The organism is Mucilaginibacter daejeonensis (assembly GCF_020783335.1).
Lineage (GTDB): Bacteria > Bacteroidota > Bacteroidia > Sphingobacteriales > Sphingobacteriaceae > Mucilaginibacter > Mucilaginibacter daejeonensis.
On sequence record NZ_CP086068.1, the window covers coordinates 4,104,576 to 4,122,941 of the forward strand.

13 protein-coding genes are annotated in these 18,366 nt (G+C 49.8%); 5 read left to right on the plus strand and 8 right to left on the minus strand.

All coding sequences use genetic code 11. The features are described 5' to 3' along the window. Nucleotides 1–20 precede the first annotated feature (20 nt). The 3 genes from LLH06_RS17700 to LLH06_RS17710 form a co-directional block, all read right to left on the minus strand. Entirely contained in the window at nt 21–965 is a 945-nt protein-coding gene (locus tag LLH06_RS17700) for a DUF6624 domain-containing protein (protein WP_228170617.1), read from the minus strand. 88 nt (nt 966–1,053) lie between these two features. Further along, a complete protein-coding gene (gene uvrA / locus LLH06_RS17705; protein WP_228170618.1) occupies nt 1,054–3,897 on the minus strand; it encodes an excinuclease ABC subunit UvrA in 2,844 nt (947 codons plus the stop codon). Nucleotides 3,898–4,039: 142 nt separating this feature from the next. Then, on the minus strand, nt 4,040–4,717 hold the full coding sequence (locus LLH06_RS17710; protein WP_228170619.1) for a lytic transglycosylase domain-containing protein: 678 nt from the start codon (nt 4,715–4,717) through the stop codon (nt 4,040–4,042). A gap of 326 nt (nt 4,718–5,043) precedes the next feature. Between LLH06_RS17710 and LLH06_RS17715 the strand changes: the two genes are divergently transcribed. The 3 genes from LLH06_RS17715 to LLH06_RS17725 all read left to right on the plus strand — a co-directional run bounded on the left by LLH06_RS17715 (nt 5,044) and on the right by LLH06_RS17725 (nt 9,431). Beyond that, entirely contained in the window at nt 5,044–6,450 is a 1,407-nt protein-coding gene (locus LLH06_RS17715; protein WP_228170620.1) for a pseudouridine synthase, read from the plus strand. Between the two features lie 702 nt (nt 6,451–7,152). After that, nucleotides 7,153–8,247 carry a lactonase family protein gene (locus tag LLH06_RS17720; protein WP_228170621.1) on the plus strand — a complete coding sequence of 365 codons (1,095 nt, stop codon included), beginning with the start codon at nt 7,153–7,155 and terminating at the stop codon, nt 8,245–8,247. A 53-nt stretch (nt 8,248–8,300) separates the two neighbouring features. Beyond that, nucleotides 8,301–9,431: a lactonase family protein gene (locus LLH06_RS17725; RefSeq protein WP_228170622.1), complete on the plus strand. Its 1,131-nt coding sequence runs from the start codon at nt 8,301–8,303 to the stop codon at nt 9,429–9,431. A 322-nt stretch (nt 9,432–9,753) separates the two neighbouring features. On the opposite strand, the gene LLH06_RS17730 is transcribed toward LLH06_RS17725, so the two are convergent. The 5 genes from LLH06_RS17730 to LLH06_RS17750 form a co-directional block, all read right to left on the minus strand. Continuing rightward, a complete protein-coding gene (locus LLH06_RS17730) occupies nt 9,754–10,236 on the minus strand; it encodes a hypothetical protein (protein WP_228170623.1) in 483 nt (160 codons plus the stop codon). A gap of 85 nt (nt 10,237–10,321) precedes the next feature. After that, nucleotides 10,322–11,461 (minus strand): N-acetyl-alpha-D-glucosaminyl L-malate synthase BshA, encoded by a 1,140-nt coding sequence (bshA, locus tag LLH06_RS17735; protein WP_228170624.1) that lies wholly within the window; start codon nt 11,459–11,461, stop codon nt 10,322–10,324. Between the two features lie 195 nt (nt 11,462–11,656). Next, a complete protein-coding gene (locus LLH06_RS17740; RefSeq protein ID WP_228170625.1) occupies nt 11,657–12,037 on the minus strand; it encodes a VOC family protein in 381 nt (126 codons plus the stop codon). Nucleotides 12,038–12,067: 30 nt separating this feature from the next. Then, the gene (locus tag LLH06_RS17745; protein ID WP_228170626.1) at nt 12,068–13,885 is read right to left on the minus strand and encodes a serine hydrolase domain-containing protein; all 1,818 of its coding nucleotides are present in this window, start codon (nt 13,883–13,885) and stop codon (nt 12,068–12,070) included. Next, complete coding sequence (locus LLH06_RS17750; protein WP_228170627.1) at nt 13,872–15,503, minus strand: amidohydrolase; 1,632 nt, start codon at nt 15,501–15,503, stop codon at nt 13,872–13,874. The genes LLH06_RS17745 and LLH06_RS17750 overlap by 14 nt, the downstream gene beginning before the upstream one ends. Before the next feature lie 179 nt (nt 15,504–15,682). Here LLH06_RS17750 and mutL point away from each other — a divergent pair, with 179 nt between their 5' ends. Together mutL and LLH06_RS17760 are read left to right on the plus strand one after the other, a co-directional pair. Further along, a complete protein-coding gene (gene mutL / locus LLH06_RS17755; RefSeq protein WP_228170628.1) occupies nt 15,683–17,545 on the plus strand; it encodes a DNA mismatch repair endonuclease MutL in 1,863 nt (620 codons plus the stop codon). A gap of 65 nt (nt 17,546–17,610) precedes the next feature. Beyond that, a complete protein-coding gene (locus LLH06_RS17760) occupies nt 17,611–18,336 on the plus strand; it encodes a rhomboid family intramembrane serine protease (protein WP_228170629.1) in 726 nt (241 codons plus the stop codon). Nucleotides 18,337–18,366: the final 30 nt, after the last annotated feature.

The window sequence follows — 18,366 nt, forward strand, 5'->3', positions numbered from 1 at the left end:
CTGTTTTGTTTGAGGTGGCTTTACTGCGCTTTAGGTAAATGATAGTCGATACCCCATTGTTTCACATAGTCCTCCAACGGTTGCAAGCCAACTGATGCACGGCGCTTGTTCACGTTGGGCTCATCCTCGATCGGGCTGATGGTGGCTTTACCGGTTTTGCTATCAACACTGATCTGGCTGCCATAGATCTGCTTTTTACCCTGCCGCAGCGCTACCCTATCCTCGAGCAGTGCGAGGCTCGAAGGTTGCGCTTTCCCTGCTTTTACTGCTTCGCGTACCATAGGCAAGTACTTCACCTGCGTAGCGATGTCAGCATGCTGGATCACCAGGAAGAGAGCCAAATTACCGCGATCGCCCACCTCATTAGCACCGAGCCAACCATGCTGATCAAGGATGCCTTTGACCTTGACCAGATCGATCGAGTCTTTATAAGAGATGGTTTTCCATAAGTCCTTCACTTCTTTTGACTCTCTGCCATACTGCTTGGACACCGAATCTAATTTCAGCCGATAACTTTGATCATCGTTGAAGATCTGGTTCAATTCGGTCATCAGCGGCTTGTTGTATCCAGCTTCGGCAGCAGCCTGATTGAGCTTTACCTTTTCAACGAGTTTTTTCCACCGTTTATCTGCATGAAGTGAGTTCAGGTCCGTATCCTTTATAATATGCTCATAGTTAGCATATTTGCCTTTGTGAACGATACGATCAAGGTTCGCAAAAGCACTATCGGTCTCACCGGCTAAAGCCCATGAGCAGGCCGCATTGTAACGGTCATCTACCCTGCCCATTCCCTTGTTACTTGCAAAGGCTTCCGAATATTTTAGCGCAGAACCTTTATAGTCTTTGGCCTCATATAGTGCGTCGGCTTTTGCTACCAGTGCCAGGTAGGGTGAACTGGCTTGTTGTGCATGCAGATCATAAAGATCGATTACAAGGAACAGGATAAGGAAGGTATATCTTTTCATATGTATTAAGAGCTGTGATCAAGGTAAAACAAAAGGTGTTAAACTTATACAGTTTAACACCTTTTAACGCTTAATAGCTGTAAAAGCGCTACAATTTCATCTCTTTAGCCAGGAATACGCCAGTAAAGCTTTCCTTGACTTTGCATAATCCTTCTGGTGTACCTTTATACATGATTGTACCGCCACCCGAGCCACCTTCGGGGCCAAGGTCGATCACATGATCCACCACCTTGATCACGTCAAGGTTGTGCTCGATCACCAATACGGTATTGCCTTTGTCTACCAGTTGTTGCAGTACGCCGAGCAGCACGTTGATATCCTCGAAGTGCAATCCGGTGGTCGGCTCATCCAATATATAGAAAGTGTTACCAGTATCTTTTTTTGAAAGCTCAGTAGCTAGTTTTACGCGTTGTGCCTCACCACCTGACAGGGTTAGTGACGATTGGCCCAGCGTGATATAACCCAAGCCTACATCGTTCAGCGTTCTCACCTTACGGTAAATGGCCGGGATGTGCTCAAAGAAAGCCGTAGCATCCTCGATGCTCATGTCCAGCACATCACTGATGGATTTTCCACGGTAGCGTACTTCGAGCGTTTCGCGGTTGTAGCGCTTGCCGCCGCACTCTTCGCAAGGCACCTGCACATCGGGTAAAAAGTTCATTTCGATCACCTTTTGGCCGGCACCCTGGCAGGTCTCGCAGCGGCCACCTTTTACGTTGAACGAGAAACGGCCTGGCTTGTAACCGCGGATCTTCGACTCTGGCAGTTGCACGTACAACGCCCGTATATCGCTGAATACGCCGGTGTAAGTGGCCGGGTTAGATCGCGGTGTACGACCGATCGGCGTTTGATCGATCTCGATCACCTTATCTATATGTTCCAGCCCCTCGATCTTATCATAAGGGAGCGGTGTTTTTTTAGCGCGAAAGAAGTGATGATTCAAGATCGGGTACAAGGTCTCGGTGATCAGGCTCGATTTACCACTACCGGATACACCCGTGATACCGATCAGTTTGCCGAGCGGGAACTCCACGGTCACCTTTTTGAGGTTATGGCCGGTGGCCTTTTTCAGTGTCAACGATTTGCCGTTGCCCTTGCGGCGCTTTTTGGGCACCTCTATCTCTTTAGTGCCATTGATGTATGAAGTGGTCAGCGTGTTCACGCTCATCAGCTCTTGAGGGGTACCCTGTGCTACTACGGTACCGCCATGCACACCAGCAGACGGCCCCATGTCGATCACGTAGTCGGCCTCCAGGATCATGTCCTTATCATGCTCCACCACCAACACCGTGTTACCCAGATCACGCAGATCCTTCAGGGCACGGATCAGCCGGTCATTATCACGTTGGTGCAGGCCGATGCTGGGCTCATCCAAAATGTACATCACGTTCATGAGCTGCGAGCCGATCTGCGTGGCCAGGCGTATACGTTGCGCCTCACCACCTGATAGCGTACGTGCGGTACGGTCGAGCGTCAAATAGCTCAATCCTACATCAAGCAAAAAGCCAATGCGGGCGCGTATCTCTTTTAATATCTCGCGGGCGATCACGTTCTGGCGCTCGTTCAAGCGGTCCTCCACCCCAACGAACCACTCCTGCAAGGTGCGGATGTCCATGGTGGCCAGCTCGAAGATGTTCTTGCCATCCACCTTAAAGTTCAATGATTCCTTTTTTAAGCGGGCGCCTTCACATACCGGGCATACCTTTAAGGTGCGGTAGCTTTCCAGGTCGTCGCTCACGCCTTCGCTTTTACGTTCCTGCTGTTCTTCCAGCATGCGGATAATGCCATCGAAGGTCACCTGGTAATTCTCTACGTTCCATTTGTTGTACTCTACCGCCACGCTGATGATCTCGTTCGAGCCATTCAAAATGATGTCCAGCTTTTCACGCGGTATCTTCTCGATGGGTACCGACAACGAGAACTCATATTTTTTGGCCAGCGCTTTCAGCACCTGGAAGGTCCACGTATCGCGGTACTCACCCAGCGGCGCCAGGCCACCGTTCATGATGCTCAGCTTAGGGTCGGGTATCACCGATGCTTCATCCACCACGAAGATGTAACCAAGCCCATCGCACTTTTCGCAGGCGCCATACGGCGAGTTAAAGGAAAAGGTATTGGGCTGAGGCTCGTCATACGAGATGCCCGATACCGGGTCCATCAGGAACTTGCTGAAGTAGGATACATTATTGTCCTTGTCGGCTATACGGATGATGCCTTTGGCCGTTTTGAGGGCCGATTGCACTGAAGTATATAAACGTTTGCCATCCTTTTCGGTCACCACCAAGCGGTCCACCACAATGTCGATATCGTGGATCTTGTAACGGTCCAGCTGCATCTTGGGCTCAACGTCCATGATCTGGCCATCCACATATACCTTAAGGTAGCCTTGCTTGCGGATCTGCTCGAACAATTCGCGATAGTGACCTTTACGGCCCTTCACTACCGGCGCCAGTATATTCACCGGCTGCCCATCAAATTTCTCGGTGATGGTGCGCAGGATCTGGTCCTCGCTCATGCGCTCCATTTTTTGACCGCTGATGTACGAGTAAGCCTCACCTGCGCGGGCAAATAGCAAACGCATGAAATCGTATATCTCGGTAATGGTGCCCACGGTACTGCGCGGGTTCTTGCTGGTGGTCTTTTGCTCAATGGCGATCACCGGGCTCAGGCCCGATACCTTATCCACATCGGGGCGTTCCATACCACCCATGAACTGCCTTGAGTAGGCCGAGAACGTTTCCATGTAACGGCGCTGTCCTTCGGCATATATCGTATCAAAAGCTAATGACGATTTACCGCTTCCACTCAGCCCGGTGATCACCACCAGCTGGTTGCGCGGAAAAGAAACATCGATATTTTTTAAGTTATGTACCCGGGCACCGTACACCTCCACTTCGCTTTGTTCGCCCAGGTCGATCGTTTTTTCAGCCATAGTTATAACAAGTAGTAAACTTGCAAAAGGCGGCTAAGTTTGAGGCCGCCTGTAATTACTTCATAAAGAGCGACAAAGATACTAAAAAAGGCCGGTACGCACAACGCATACCGGCCTCATTGCTCCGTAATTACTAATTTTTTTAGTTGATGGTAAGTACCTCTGCAGGTAGTAGCCCGGCCGTGGTAAGTTCTCCACCACTCTCGGCCTGCTTGTCCATCATCTCTTTCATGGCCACCAGGCTATACACGTAACTGCCTGTTTCGCGGTTAAGGCGCATGTAAAAGTAATTGCCTTTGTTCTTGTGGTTAATGGCCTTGGCTATACGCGGCGATCCACCATTGAAGGCGGCGGCAGCCAGCGTCCAGCTGTTAAATTGGGCATACAATTCCTTCAGGTACTTGCATGCCGCAATGGTGGCCTTGCGGGTGTTCAGGCGTTCGTCCGTTCTACGGTTCACCTTTAGCCCATACTGGCGTGCGGTAGCAGGCATAAATTGCCATACCCCGGCCGCGCCACGCGGCGATCGAACGTGCGGTTGCAGCCCTGACTCTAGCAGCGGGATGTACTTCATATCCTCAGGGATACCGTACAACTCCATGATCGGCTCGATCAATGGAAAATACCTTTTGGCACGTGCCTGTAATTGATGATTGTACGAAGCATAGCGACTATGCTTCCAAATTGAGTACCGCACTTTGCGGTTAACTTTTGCATTTTGTACAGGTACTGCTTCTTCGGCAAAATTGAGTACGCTGTCTGTTACTTCTGTTACTTTTTGACCTTCGAAGAAGTTAAAAATAACGGGACTGTTTTTCAACGGCTGCTTGTCTGGAACGCTGTAGACAAAGAGCTTTAAAATGATAAACAGAACACATATTACGGAGCACGTAATGAGGTGTTTTTTGATCATTCATTTACATTTAGTTCAACAATACACAGGTAGAATGTGTGGGGCAAAGGTATAAAACATTGCACACAATCAAACACTTATGCAGGCTTAGTGTTTTTAGCAATGTTGAAAAAAGATCAAAACACTGCCTTAACGACCCTTTAAACACCGATTTTGCATGTGGAAACTTTTTTCACTTTTACGCTATTTTTAGTACCTTTGCTCCCCGCTTTTACAGCACATAAAAACAAAATATGGTATTCAAGAGACCAGGGAACAGTCGTGACGACAAGTCCAACAGATCGGCCGGAAGGCGCACCGGAAACGGCGATCAACCACGCAACACATCCCCACGCACACGTAACGCAAATTCAGGTTTTAATAAGGATAACGACGGCGCTTTCAAGAAGCGTTCGGGCGGTGATGCCGAGCAAAAGCCATACAGCGCGTCGCGTAAAAGTTCGTCGGGTGGGTTCAGCTCATCGGCCGATCGCAAGCCTTATGGCGACAGACCTTTCCGTAAGGACAATAATTCTGGTGACAGACCTTTCCGTAAGGATGGCAACTCCGGCGACAGGCCGTTCCGTAAGGACAGCAGCTCCGGCGACAGGCCATTCCGCAAGGATGGCAACTCTGGCGACAGACCTTTCCGCAAAAATACCAATGGCGATGGCTTTAAAAGCGACCGTTCTTCATCATACAACAAACGCAGCGAAGGCAGCGACGACCGTCAAAGCTTTGGCAACAAACGTCCGGTAGGTTCTTCACGTAAGTGGAGCGACAAGCCGGCCGATACCGACCGCAACCGTCCGTTCCGCGAACGTGGCGATAACCCGGCTAACGTAAAAGCCCGCACCCCACGCGATCAGTACAGTGATGAGACCACTAACCGCACCATGCGTGGCCGTAACAAAAAGGCAGCCACCAATGCTGAGGATAGCCACCTGATCCGTTTGAACCGTTATATCTCTAATGCCGGTATCTGCTCGCGCCGTAAGGCCGATGAGCTGATCATTGCAGGTGTGGTATCGGTAAATGGCGAAGTGGTTTCAGAACTGGGCCACAAGGTAGATCCATCGAAAGATGTGATCCGCTACAATGGCGAGACCCTGAAACGCGAGAAAATGGTTTACGTGCTGTTGAATAAACCTAAAGACTACATCACCACTACCGACGATCCGCAAGAACGCCGTACCGTAATGCACCTTGTGGATAAAGCCAGCAAGGAACGTATTTACCCGGTAGGTAGATTGGACCGTAACACCACCGGCCTTATCCTCATGACCAATGATGGCGAACTGGCCGACAAGTTATCGCACCCGCGCAACAGCATCACCAAGATATACCATGTTGAATTGAACAAAAGCCTTACCCAAGGTGACATGAACAAGATCGAATATGGTTTGGAACTGGAAGATGGCCTGATTAAACCTGATAACGTAAGCTACGTACAAGGCGGCACCAAACGCGAGGTAGGTATACAGATCCACAGCGGCAAGAACCGCATTGTGCGCCGTATATTCGAGCATCTGGGTTACGAGGTAGTGAAACTGGACCGTACCATTTACGCCAACCTCACCAAAAAAGATCTTCCACGCGGCCGCTGGAGATACCTTGATGAAAAAGAGATCATCCAATTGAAGCACCTGGTACAAGCCTAAGCTAACCAGAACTTCTTTTTAATATTCGAATGCCACTCTGATCAACGGAGTGGCATTTTTGTTTGATGGGCCGCGGGGGCTTCCTTTCCTCCCCGATTTGTCATGCTGAACTTGTTTCAGCATCCCACACGCTAAGTGAACGACCGTGCCTCGGGCAACTATTCTAAACACACCATATGACCGACCTTGCACTAACTCTACCTGTCCTGAGGGATGCCGAAACGAGTTCGGCATGACGGGTGAAGGGTTACTGTAGACTCCTGCCCCCACCTGTCATCCTGAGCGAAGCCGAAGGACCTTATACGCTGGGATAGCTGATCACTTGCATAGGATGTTTCACTGCGTTCAACATGACAGTTGGTGAGTCAAAAAGGAAAAAACCCAACCGGTCATGTTGAACTCGTTTCAGCATCGCACCTACTAAGTGACCGATCTTCAGTGAACCGACTTGTCTTGAGAGCTTTGAGAGCTGCCCAATAACTGACCCTGTACTAACCGACCTGTCCTGAGGGATCCTGAAACAAGTTCGGCATGACGGGCGGGAAACCTAAATTAATTATTACGATAAGTAAAATTCAAACTCCACTCCTAATTAAATTCTAATAAGCGCTATGAACCGATTTTAAGCTACCTTCCAAACCTCTAAAATTTCTTTCTAAGAAATTTCAAGATCTTTTTGACGCCAGAACTGTTACAACTTATATGAGTAACGCCAGTAACATAGCCGCTGATCAGCAGATCTACAATTTACTGATCGGCTCTTATACCACCAACGGCACCGAGGGGATATACATTTACCGCTTTGATGCAGCGAGTGGTAACGCCACTTATTTGAACCGTACGCCGGTGGGCATTAATAACCCTACGTACCTATGCATCACTACCGATAACCGGTTCGTTTACGCAGTCAATGAGAACGAGGGCATGGGTAGCATCAGTGCCTTTGCCTTTGATGCCCACGAGGGTAGCATCAATCTGCTTAATACGCAGCCCTCAGGGGCTGGGCCATGCTATATATCTGTCGATAAACAGCATCAGCACGTGTTCGCGGCCAATTACGTGAGCGGAAGCGTGCATGTGTTTCCGATCAACGAAGATGGATCGCTGGCCCCGGCCGAACGTATATTACAGGAACAGGGTACCGGCCCTAATGAGGAGCGGCAGGACACCTCGCACATCCATGCGGCCATGCTGTCGCCCAATGAGGAATTTCTGTTCTATACGGACCTTGGCACTGACACCTTGAATGTTTACCGTTATCAAGCCGCAGAGGCGACGGTAGGGGGCGATAAGCACGCCGTGGTGAAGGTGAAGCCTGGCGATGGTCCGCGCCATATAGCCTTTAGTCCTGACCACCGGTACCTTTACCTCGTGACCGAAATGGGGGGAAACATTTGGGTTTATGAGCATGAGGCCAATGGTCAGCTATCGCACCGCCAAACGATCAGCATGCTGCCTGAGGATTTTACGGGCGAAGCAAGCGGGGCCGATATACAGGTATCGCCCGATGGCCGTTTCCTGTACGCCTCCAACCGTGATGGCTTGAACGAGATCGTGAGCTATATTATTGACCCAAAAAATGGAATGCTTAAATTTTTGGAGCGGCAGAGCAGCGGAGGTATTGAGCCGCGCAGTTTTGTGATCGACCCTACCGGTCGCTACCTGCTGGTAGCCAACCAAAAGAGCAACATCATCGTGAGCTTTAGCATTGATCAGGATACGGGCCTGATCAACCCTACCGGCCATACCATTAGCGTTGATCAACCCAGCTGCCTGGCGCTGGCGCCGGTGAGTTAGCGGGGCACTTATTAAAAATTCATTACCTTGCATGCCGGATATCATCACATGCTATGAAGAAATTATTACTGCTGCTGTGCCTTGCTCCTGCTTTGTTGGTGGCGCAGCCCAAACCTCCTAAAACACTTGATCTGCTGATCGGCACTTACACCACCAATGTACCCGATGGCATTTATGTATACCGCTTTTATACCGAAAGCGGCCGTTTAGTGTACCTCAACCGCACCTCGGGCGTCGACAACCCATCGTACCTGTGCGTAGCGCCTAACGGCAAGTTCGTATATTCAGTGAACGAGATCGGTAACGACCGCACCGGCAGCGTAAGTGCTTTTTCATTTGAACCCAAGGTGGGCAAGATCGAGCTGATCAACAAACAGCCATCAGGCGCAGGCCCTTGCTACATATCGGTAGATAAGGATCAAAAACATATATTCAGCGCTAACTATGCCGGGGGCAGCTTATCGGTGTTCCCGCTTAAAAAGGACGGATCTATAGCACCAGCTTCGCAAACCATCCAAGATCAGGGTAACGGCCCTAACAAGGCCCGCCAAGAAAAAGCGCATGTGCACACGGCCATGCTGTCGCCCGATGAAAAGCATTTGCTATATACTGACCTGGGTACAGACAAGGTGAACATCTACCGTTACCACTCAGGCCAGGAAAAACCGCTGACCCCATCAGACCCCGCATCATTTAGCCTGCCCGGAGGTGAAGGTCCGCGTCATATCGACTTTAGTCTTGATAAGAGATACATGTACGTGGTTAGCGAGATGGGTGCGCACGTATTTGCTTACACCTATAATAACGGCAACCCTAAAATGCTGCAAAAGGTAAGCATGATGGAAGATGGCTCCACCAAAGAAGCAGGCGGCGCCGACATTCACGTATCGCCCGATGGACGTTTCCTGTATGCTACCAACCGTGGCACCGCTAACGAGATCGTGGTGTACGCCATTAATGCCGAGAGTGGACTGTTGACCTTCATTGAACGCCACGACACCGGAGGTAACCACCCGCGCAACTTTGTGATCGATCCGGCAGGCAATTATCTGCTGGTGGCCAACAAGAATAGCAACAACATTGTGGTTTACAAGATCAACCACACCACCGGTAAGCTAACGCCTAACGGCAACACCGTAGAGATCGACAGCCCGACGTGCCTCAAATTCACTCCGGCACAATAAAATATTAAGTCCATCGGCAGTGACAGGTACCAGTACTTGTCATTGCTGATGGCACAATTTAAGCGTACCACGCTAAAATATCTTCCACTTAGTGTATCGAACAGGTGTTACAGGGCTGTAACAAAATTCCCCACTTTTCCCCAGTTTTAGTCGTTGCGAAATTCGCAAAAACCCAACTTTTTCGAGAAAAAACGACATTTTTAAAGAATGTAACAGCAAATGTAACGCTGAAACGCTCAAATGTAACAACAAAGGACCGGCACTTTACTGTACCGGTCCTTCATTTTTGGCGGTGTTCACCGCTTTATTAACAAATTCGTAATTATTGTTTATCGAACGTGTAGATCACGTAGCCGGTGCTGCTGCCAATGGCAACAGGGGTCTTTAACACCATGGTGCTGCCGTTGTTGCTGCCTACCAACAACTGGTAACCTTGCTGTACGTTCTTGGCCTTGTCGCCCTCGTATATCTTTTTGAACTGGAACATTTGTCCGTTAGCACCATTGTTGTTCACCGACCAGAAAATGCTTTGCGAAACGCCGTTGGTAAGCGTATACATACCATTACCGCTATTGGTGAGCTTCCAGGTACTACCGATGAACGCCGAAGGTTTGGCTTCGTCAAAAGCCCTTGATACAGCATTCTCTACCAAGCCATCGTAATTAACGCTGCTGATGGTCCAGGTGCCGGTGAATTTGCCACGGCCTACATTGGCAACGCCAGTGGCCTTATTGGTAGATGAGCAAGCGGTAACGGTCATACCGATCACAACTGCCATTAAAATGATCTCGAGTATCCTTTTCATTTGAGTATGATATAATGTTGAACTTATATACATCCGTACCGATCACCTTGTTTGTTCGGTCGGGCGTTTCTTACAACATTATGCGCTATACTAACGGTTTACTGTTCTGGATCACCTCCAGGTAGAAGTTCTCATACTCTGGTAATATGTTGGCCAGGTCAAATTTGCGGGCGTGGTTCAGGGCATTTTCCTTGAACTGGTTCAGGCGGTCCTGATCCTCCAGCATATACACGGCGCGTTCGGCCATGCCGTCAACGTCGCCCACATCGCGCAGGTAACCGGTCAGTCCCTCAATGTTCAATTCGGGCAAACCACCTGCGTTACTGCTGATCACGGGCACCCGGCAGGCCATGGCTTCCAGCGCAGCTAAACCGAAGCTTTCTGATTTAGAAGGCATCAGGAACAGGTCAGACACCGACATGATCTCTTCCACGGCATCCTGCTTACCCAGGAAACGGATATTGGAGCTTACCCCGAGGTCGCGCGCCAGTTGCTCACATTCCGGGCGGTCCTCACCATCACCCACCATCAATAACTTTGATGGGATCTGCGCATTTACCTTGGCAAATATGCGCACCACATCGGCCGTGCGCTTCACCTTCCTGAAGTTGGAAGTATGCACCAGGATCTTTTCACCCTCGGGCGCTATGGCTTTTTTGAAGTGTTCTTTAGGGGTATGGCTAAAACGACGCAGGTCAATAAAGTTGGTGATCACTCTGATGTCCTTCTCTATCTCAAAATAGCGGTAGGTATCTTGCTTGAGGTGCTCTGATACAGAGGTCACGCCATCGCTTTTGTTGATGGAAAAGGTGACCACCGGTTTATACGTACGATCGTTGCCCACCAAGGTGATATCAGTACCGTGAAGGGTAGTGATCACCGGGATGTGGATGCCATAGGTAGCCAGTATCTGTTTGGCCATAAAAGCTGCCGAAGCGTGCGGGATGGCGTAATGCACATGGAGTACGTCCAGCTTCTCGAAGCGTACCACATCCACCAAACGGCTGGCCAGGGCCAGTTCATAAGGTGGGTATTCAAAAAGTGGGTATTTGCTGACCGCTACCTCATGGTAGAACAGGTTCTCGGAAAAGAAATCTAAACGGACAGGTTGGTTATAGGTAACAAAGTGTACCTGGTGACCGCGATCGGCCAGCGCTTTACCTAACTCGGTGGCTACTACACCGCTACCGCCAAAAGTGGGGTAGCACACTATGCCAATTTTCATGAAGATACGCTGATAAAAGTTGAGTGCGAACCACAGCTTTCATTGCGCTTTTTCACAATGACCGCCTTTAGTTCCATGCCGCAAGTTTAACAGGTATTTATGGCAAATGTGTTAGCACTGTGTAAACTTTAGCGGTGCCCTCTAAATGAGCATTCAGATGCTTCTATTCCGCATCTGACCCGTCTCGCATATAGCTCAGGCGCCTGTGATCCACCACGTATTGCCGAACGGATCCGTCACTCCGCAGGAGCGGCCGTAGCCCTGATCAGCGGGCGGCATAATACTGGTGGCATCTTCATCTAACGCGGTCCGGTAAGCGGCATCACAGTCGGCCACATAAACGAACATACCCGCGTTCTGAGGCGAAAAATCTGCGGTGGCCTCAGCAAGCATAATGGTGCTCTTGCCAATCAGTATCTCGGCGTGCATGATGGTATGTCCATCGTCGCGCAGAGTCCGCATCTTTTCTGTAGCCCCTAATACTTTTTGAGCGAACGCGATGAACGCTGCTGCATCTTTTAAGATGAGATAGGGCATGACGTGCTGATAGCCGTCAGGGATCTGTAGGTCTTGCATATCGCTAACTTACAAATAGTTAGCCATATATTAATTAAATCCCTTTTGTATAGCCTGGTAAACCACATCCATTACCCTTGGGCGTATACTGCGGCTGTTGAACAGCGTAGAATCCCGCGGGTAGATGCGGTTAGAGAGCAACACATACACCAAATTATACTTAGGGTCTACCCAAACACAGGTGCCGGTATAGCCAGTATGGCCATAGGTTTCGGGCGAGGCATTTTGCGCAGGGTAGTGCTTACTCAGCTCAGGGTCCCAACGGTCAAATCCTAAACCCCGACGACTTACATTGGAGTGTTTGGCTGTGAACTTGGCCACCGTTTCAGGCTTCAGGTATTGTACACCTCCATAGGTGCCGCCGTTCAGCATCATTTGGAACAGGATGGCCAGATCATTGGCCGATGCGAACAAACCTGCATGACCGGATACCCCGCCCACCATGGCCGCACCCTGATCATGCACATAACCATCCAACAATTGATGCCTGAAGTAGGTATCGTTCTCAGTAGGTACGATCTGCTCCTTTGCGAAACGGTTGCGTGGCAGAAAGCCCGCCGTTTGCATGCCTAACGGATCATAGAACTTTTGTTGGGTGTACAGGTTGAGTGGCGTGGCCGTGATGGTCTCCACGATCTCTTTCATAAAGTACATGCTCAGGTCGCTGTACACATACACGCCGCGGGTACGCAAAGGTGAATTAAGCATTTGCGGCCACATAACATCCTTAAAGTAATCCTTACGCATGAAGTAGCTTTCGGCCACCTTGGTTGGGTAGGCAGCTGACGAATCGGGGCTATGGTCATTAGCCCTGATACGTTCGTAGAACGGGATGTAGGGTATCAACCCTGCCTGGTGCAGCATCAGATCTTGCACCTTGATATTGCTTTTGTTGGTATTACGGGCCAGCGCTACGTAGCTACCCATGGTAGAGTCCAGGCTCAGTTTGCCCTGCTCCACCAACTGCATCACCTCCATAGTAGTGGCCGATATCTTGGTCACCGAGGCAATGTCAAATATGTCGGTCACCTTTTCGGGCATGGTGCGATCATACACATGGTAGCCGTAGGCTTTATTAAAGATCACCTTACCATCCTTGGCTACCAGCACCACAAAGCCTGGGGTAGCCTGGTCGTTGATCGCTTCTTTAGCTATGTTATCGATCGGCAGCAGGTTATCAGCTTTAATACCCACTGATTCCGGTACGCTATAGCCTAAACGCGTTTTGGCGGTCAGGAAGCCTGACCCTGCCTTGTATTTAGCCGAAGCGGTGGTCTGGGTCTTCTGCGTGATGGCCACCCCACCGAACACCGCCTGCGCAGCGTATTCTGCAGATACATTAGATATACGGGTACTCCAGATGATCGGGATATCCAACCCATCGAACTTGTTGAGCGATGTGCCTATTCCCCAATACACGATCACCATTTTACGCAACTTATCGTTGGTCCTGATCAGTTCAAAAAGCTGCTCATTGCCCATATCACGCTCCGTCACCTGCACGATCAGCGTTTTGTACATCTTTAAGTTATCAGTAAGCGTATTGATGTTCTTGTACGTCAGTGCATTGAAGGTAGTGACCTTAGAATACTTGTTCAGCAAGCTGTCAAATGCGGCACCGTACTCATTATTGAAGCGGATGCTGGCAAATTGCCCCCTGTCCAGGTCCTGAAGGGGAACAACGTTCTGCTCATTGTTGAACAAAAAGGTCGAACGTTCAACTTCTTTCTCTTCAGTAAGGTAAGCAGGACCACTAACCACCAAGGGTGGGTTCTGCGCACATGCGGTTTGTAAAATGACGATACCCGATAACAGCCCAATTAACCAGCTGTATTTACTTCTTCTCATAAACTTTCTCACCATTCACAAATGTCTTCAGCACTTTAACATTCGGCAGATCTGCCCCTTTGGCTTTCATAATATCCTGATCCAATATCACAAAGTCGGCGTATTTACCTACCTCTAAACTACCTTTTTCCTGCTCTTCAAAATTTGAACGCGCGGCCCAGATGGTCATCCCTCTCAGGGCTTCTACCCTATCCAGCGCATTCTCTTTTTGAAAGCCACCCGATGGTTGACCTTTCAGGTCCTTACGCTCGGTGGCCGCATAAAAGGTATATAACGGGTTAATGTTCTCGACCGGCATATCGGTACCCAGCGGCATCCAGCCGTTCTGTTTAAGGAGTTGTTTGTAGGCATAGGCGCTCTTTAACCTTGCGCCAAGCCGGGTACCTGCCCACGACATATCTGACGTGGCGTGGGTAGGCTGCACAGATGGCACCACGTTGTACTCGCCAAAATACTTCAGGTCTTGCGGGTCTACCACCTGGGCGTGCTCGATGCGCCAGCGGCGGTCGTTCTTCCCTTTCAGAACATTCGCATATATCTTCAGGATGCTGCGGTTGGCCGAATCACCGATGGCATGTGTACACATCTGGAAACCTTTGGCGGCGATGCGTTGGGCAACATCTTCAAAATGTTTCTGGTCGCTTAGCAGGAAGCCTTTCCAACCTTTTTTATCACTATAGTCATGCAGCAGACAGGCGCCACGAGAACCTAAGGCACCATCGGCATATACCTTGAACGAGCGTACGTTCAGCATGGGCGTTTTGTATACGCCGCGCTTGAACAGGTAGGCAATGTTATCCTCATTGTCAGACAGCATCACATACATGCGCATTTTGAGCGCTTGTTTATGCTGTAATTGGGCGATCACGCTTACCAAAGGGTAATCAAGTCCGCAGTCATCCACGGTGGTAAGCCCTACGGCAAAACAATTTTGTTGTGCGCCAAGCAGGCCAGCCTCTACCTGCTGGTCGGTAGGTTGAGGGATCTTGCGGGTCACTAAACCTACGGCATTATCGATCAGGATGCCGGTCAGCTTTTGATCGGCCACTTCTATTTCACCGCCCGTTATCTTTTGGCCGGGTTTGATGCCGGCTATATTCAGGGCCGCCTGGTTGGCAATGGCCGCATGTCCATCCACGCGGCTCAGGATCACTGGCCTGATAGGGAATAGCGAATCCAGTTTAGCTTTATTGGGGAAGCGTTTGTCCTGCCAGTCGTTCTGGTCCCAGCCACGGCCTATGATCCAGCCGTCGGGGTTATGGGTAGCATAGTTCTGTACGGAGTCAAGGATGTCGTTCCAGCTTTTGGTACCTACTACGTTCACTTCTTGTAAGCTAAGGCCATAACGGTAAAAGTGAGTATGGGCATCAATAAAACCCGGATACACCGGCTTGCCTTTGGCATCGATCACCTCGCGGGCCAGGTAGATCTTTTCGAGGCTATCGGTGTTACCCAAACCAACGATCTTACCGCCGCTTACCACAAAAGCTTCGGTGGTGCTGAACACGCTATCTACCGTATATACTTTGGCATTTTTAACAAAGAGGTCGGCGTTGTACTCTTTCTGCTTACAGGAGGCCAAAGCCAGCAGTAGCAGCGCAGGCCATAATTTCTTCATAGGGACGAGCTAAAATTAAAAGCAGTTGAACCGCCTACAGTAAACCTCACAATTACAGAGCATTAACCCGTAATAAATGAGCTGTAAGCGCTTTTTATCTACATATATACAATTTTTCAAAGGTAAAGTTATGGCGCCAAATATTTAATTTAGCGCCTCGAAATTTAGGGGGTCGTTGGATGTCAGATATAATACAGCTATTACCGGATGCAGTTGCCAACCAGATAGCCGCAGGCGAAGTAGTGCAGCGGCCGGCTTCTGCGGTAAAGGAGCTGATCGAGAACGCCATCGACTCGGGGGCCGATAAGATACAGCTGATCCTGAAGGACGCCGGTAAGGCGCTGATCCAGGTGATCGACAACGGTTGCGGCATGAGCGCCACCGATGCCCGCATGTGCTTCGAGCGACATGCCACCTCTAAGATCCGCAAGGCCGAAGATCTTTTTGCCATACGCACTATGGGTTTCCGGGGTGAGGCCATGGCATCCATCGCAGCGATCGCTCAGGTGGAGATGAAGACCCGCCGCCATGAGGACGAGCTGGGGTCATGCATTGTTATAGAAGGTTCGGAAGTGATGAGTCAGGAGCCGGTTGGCGCCAGTGCAGGTACTTCTACATCGGTTAAGAACCTTTTTTACAACACCCCCGCCCGTCGTAATTTTTTAAAGAGCAACCCCGTAGAGTTGCGCCACATCATCGATGAGTTTCAGCGGGTGGCCCTGGCACATCCCGAGATATTTTTCACTATGCACCATGATGGTCAGGAGGTTTTCCACCTGCCCGCAGCGCCGTTAAAGCAGCGCATCGTGCATTTGCTGGGCAACAATTATAACCAGCGCCTGGTACCGGTAGAGGAAGATACCACGATCATCAAACTATATGGATTTGTTGGCAAGCCTGAGTTCGCTAAACGGACGCGTGGCGAGCAGTTCTTTTTTGTGAACAACCGCTTCATCAAGGACAATTACCTCAACCACGCGGTAATGACCGCTTATGAGGAGTTGTTACCTGAGGACACCTACCCGCTGTACGTGCTGTTCATTGACATTGACCCGAGCAAGATCGATATTAACGTACATCCCACCAAGACCGAGATCAAATATCAGGACGAGAAGGCCATCTATGCGATCATCCGATCGGCGGTAAAGCGCTCGTTAGGCCGGTACAACATCACACCTACGCTTGACTTTGAGCAGGATAACAGTATTGAGCAGATGATCACGGCCAAACCGTTGGAGGACATCACTCCGCCGAGCATCAGCTTCAACCCCAACTTTAACCCGTTCGATACACCATCAAAGTCGCAGGAGCGTTCACGAGAGAGCAGCAGCTATCAGCCCAACCCGTACAAGGGCGGCATACCGCAAAATTGGGAGACCCTATACGAGATCACCCGTCAATACGATGCGCCACGCCAGCAGGAGATACTGCCTGATGACAGCTTTGAGGTAGATAACCAAGCCGTGAGCAAACCCAGCGAGCACCAGTTGTTCCAGATCCATAATCGATACATTCTGTCGCAGATCAAGTCGGGTTTTATGCTGATCGATCAGCAGGCAGCTCATGAGCGGATCTTATATGAACGCTTTTTGCAGCAGTTGCAAAATCACTCGGGCACTAGTCAGCAAAGTTTGTTCCCCCAAAGCGTGACCCTCAACGCCAGTGATTTCACCTTGTTGATGGAGCTCCTGCCTGACATTAAAGCATTGGGTTTCGATATACGCGAATTTGGTAAGAACACCGTAGTGGTGGATGGCATACCTGCCGATGTGAACTCCACGAACGAGCACCATTTACTGGAGCGCTTATTGGAAGGTTTTAAAAACGATCTGGCCATTTTAAAGTTAGATAAGCGCGATGCACTGGCCCGTACACTGGCCCGCAATGCGGCCACCAAAACAGGCGCACGCTTAACGCTCGAAGAAATGAATTTGCTGATCGATCAGCTATTTGCCTGCCAAATGCCTAATATTGCACTCAACGGCAAACCTGTGATCAGCACCTTTACCATGGCCGAACTGGCCGAGCGTTTTGGGCGATAGCATTGGTGCACCGCGCATTGATCTGAATACCATACCACGAGGCCGCAAGGCTTTCATGAACACCTATGAGCGCATATAGACAGAATCCGCTGGCCAATTTAAGCCCGGTAGTTAAAAATCTACTCATCCTCAATATCATTTTCTTTGTGGCCACCTGGTCGTTAAAAAAGATCGGGCTTGTTGATCTTGACCTTTTGCTGGCCGCGCACTATTTTGATTCACCCTACTTCAGGGTGTGGCAGATCATCAGCTACATGTTCATGCATGCCGATATCTTTCACATCTTTTTCAACATGTTCGCGCTGTACGTGTTCGGGCCTATGCTGGAATACACCATGGGGCCCAAGCGTTTTTTGCAGTTCTATTTTATTACCGGACTGGGCGCGTTAGCTCTTCAAATGGCGGTGCAAGCATTTGAAGTTCACCAAATTATCGGTACATTTACGGTGCCAGGTCATGATATCAGGCCCTATCAGTACACGGCAGGTTATGAATACCTTTGGGCCACTTACAGCGCTTATGGCGGTATAGTAGGAGCCTCGGGTGCGATCTTTGGTTTGCTGGTGGCCTTCGGCATGCTGTTCCCCAATGTCGAACTTTTTATCATGTTCATCCCGCTGCCCGTAAAGGCCAAGTACGCGGTGATCGGTTACATCGTTTGGGAACTTTGGGGCGGTTTAAGGCCAACTCCGGGCGACTCGGTAGCACATTTTGCTCACCTTGGCGGCGCCCTGTTAGGCTTCATCCTGATCAAAGTTTGGCGAATGCAAAGGCCAAACAATTTTTATTAACTAATGTAAGTTAAATATAGATATACATAC

Coding starts and splice junctions, on each gene's coding strand:
- LLH06_RS17700 (WP_228170617.1), bottom strand. CDS start 965: ATGAAAAGATATACCTTCCTTATCCTGTTCCTTGTAATCGATCTTTAT.
- uvrA (WP_228170618.1), bottom strand. CDS start 3,897: ATGGCTGAAAAAACGATCGACCTGGGCGAACAAAGCGAAGTGGAGGTG.
- LLH06_RS17715 (WP_228170620.1), top strand. CDS start 5,044: ATGGTATTCAAGAGACCAGGGAACAGTCGTGACGACAAGTCCAACAGA.
- LLH06_RS17720 (WP_228170621.1), top strand. CDS start 7,153: ATGAGTAACGCCAGTAACATAGCCGCTGATCAGCAGATCTACAATTTA.
- LLH06_RS17725 (WP_228170622.1), top strand. CDS start 8,301: ATGAAGAAATTATTACTGCTGCTGTGCCTTGCTCCTGCTTTGTTGGTG.
- LLH06_RS17730 (WP_228170623.1), bottom strand. CDS start 10,236: ATGAAAAGGATACTCGAGATCATTTTAATGGCAGTTGTGATCGGTATG.
- bshA (WP_228170624.1), bottom strand. CDS start 11,461: ATGAAAATTGGCATAGTGTGCTACCCCACTTTTGGCGGTAGCGGTGTA.
- LLH06_RS17740 (WP_228170625.1), bottom strand. CDS start 12,037: ATGCAAGACCTACAGATCCCTGACGGCTATCAGCACGTCATGCCCTAT.
- LLH06_RS17745 (WP_228170626.1), bottom strand. CDS start 13,885: ATGAGAAGAAGTAAATACAGCTGGTTAATTGGGCTGTTATCGGGTATC.
- LLH06_RS17750 (WP_228170627.1), bottom strand. CDS start 15,503: ATGAAGAAATTATGGCCTGCGCTGCTACTGCTGGCTTTGGCCTCCTGT.
- mutL (WP_228170628.1), top strand. CDS start 15,683: ATGTCAGATATAATACAGCTATTACCGGATGCAGTTGCCAACCAGATA.
- LLH06_RS17760 (WP_228170629.1), top strand. CDS start 17,611: ATGAGCGCATATAGACAGAATCCGCTGGCCAATTTAAGCCCGGTAGTT.